This is a genomic window from Desulfobacter curvatus DSM 3379, assembly GCF_000373985.1.
In the GTDB taxonomy this organism is placed as follows: Bacteria; Desulfobacterota; Desulfobacteria; order Desulfobacterales; family Desulfobacteraceae; genus Desulfobacter; species Desulfobacter curvatus.
Window position 1 is genome coordinate 1 of record NZ_KB893018.1, and the last position, 1,702, is coordinate 1,702.

Genomic DNA, 1,702 nt, shown 5'->3' on the forward strand with positions numbered 1-1,702 from the left:
TTTTCCCTCATCAGTTGATAATCGAGGGGAAGCATAACTTCTTTTTGCTCAAGAGGATAGTCCGTTTTAAAAACCGGGAAAATGGGAATGCGCCCGGCCATTCAACGAGTTACTACAGTACTATGCGATTGAACGATTTCTTTACAGGCTTTCTCTATCTAACCATTCACAAGACGTGTAAATGTAGCGTTGGCAGGGGCCAATTATATTTATATCGGTTTCAATTTTATCAATGGCTCATTTGGGAAAATCAATGAAGAATTTCAGACTAATTGAAGATTTAAAAATAAAGGTATCGGCCTACCAAAAGTCCTATGAAAACAGGAGCAAGGGCAGAGAAGACAAAGTATGCCAACTCATTGCCGAATTGCTGTTTGAAGCAGAAATTTATCCCTATCAATTATGCAGTGAAACGGTTGGTAAGATCCTTGCCGGAGATATTCTGTGGCCCGGAGAAGAGGGGCAGGTTTGCCATAGAAATCTTGCCCCGCAAAAGGTATCCACCCTTGATGAATTGGAATCCGCTTATTTAGCCCGCTTTATTAACCATGAATTGCGATTTGTCTCAGTACCGGCGGATTCCGAGGATTACCCAGAGGGAAATAGAAAATTGATAAAAACGGTTCGCTGTTTACAGGATATGATCTGGGGCCGAAATGGTTTTGTCTCCCAACATCTTAGAATTCAAAAAGATAAGGCAGAACATCTTCTTTACCAACATGGCGTATGTGGAACCGTTTGCGATTTTCTAATCCCTTCTAAGGATTATTTCTCGTTTAGATTGGGCCGATCCGATTGTGGGCCTGTTGGGGGGAAGTTATGGTCCATTATCCTACATAAAACAAAAGGGAATGAGGCTGCCGTTTCCGATTGGTTAAGGTTGATCGGGTGGGCATTTCAAGATGGATACTGGGGAGATTTTCAGTTTAAAAATGAAGCTGAAAAAACAATTTTCCTGGACCTTGGCGTTGAAACGATTCTAAACGAGCCGGATCTTGTTCGCAGTTGGGAAGATGAGTTTTACATGCAGACACTGGAAGGATGCCGGAATAATGATATTCTTCGTTGGAAAAACTATAAAGAAATGCTCTCTCCAGAATTGCCGGAAACTTTTCTGGAAGACGATTTCACAGGGTTGTTCTTGTATGCATCCAGATTAGAGCAAAATTTGTCCTTTCCGGAAATGCGATCAAAGATATCCGCATTGTTGAATGTGATTATAGAGAACGAAGAGCTCCATATTGGGAAAAACAGCTTTCAAAGAACCCAAAAGCTCATAGATGGAAGTTATAAGCGTCCCGGGTTATTTCAGATGCTGACTCTGCCATATCGTGTTTCGAACCTGACGTATTATTTTATGTATCGCCGTGAGTATGTCGTGATCGGGATGTTTCACATAATAGTCAACGGTAAAGGGCCTCAAAGTTATTACGGTGAAAAGGATTATTCACTATACTGGCAAAGGCTGATATGGTCCCAGTGTCTGGATATCTTTTCAAACCATATCGCCGGAGATAAATCAGATGCCCAACTCTGCCTAAATTTAATATCTAAACTTGCTGAGGATAGTTACAGTCCTCCGAGGGATGGTTTCTATCAGGGGCTTCATTATTCTGCGACAATTATCTTGTCCGGTTGACGACAATTACCTTGACCGGTTTGTCGTGATAAAACCCCAGACACTAAAATTCACTTAATTGGA

General features: G+C 41.5%; 1 protein-coding gene. It reads left to right on the forward strand.

Going from position 1 to position 1,702, the window contains the following annotated elements:
- The first annotated feature begins 253 nt into the window (after positions 1-253).
- Positions 254-1,639 (forward strand): hypothetical protein, encoded by a 1,386-nt coding sequence (locus B147_RS0109430; RefSeq protein WP_020586963.1) that lies wholly within the window; start codon positions 254-256, stop codon positions 1,637-1,639.
- Positions 1,640-1,702 lie beyond the last annotated feature (63 nt).

Coding starts and splice junctions, on each gene's coding strand:
- B147_RS0109430 (WP_020586963.1), top strand. CDS start 254: ATGAAGAATTTCAGACTAATTGAAGATTTAAAAATAAAGGTATCGGCC.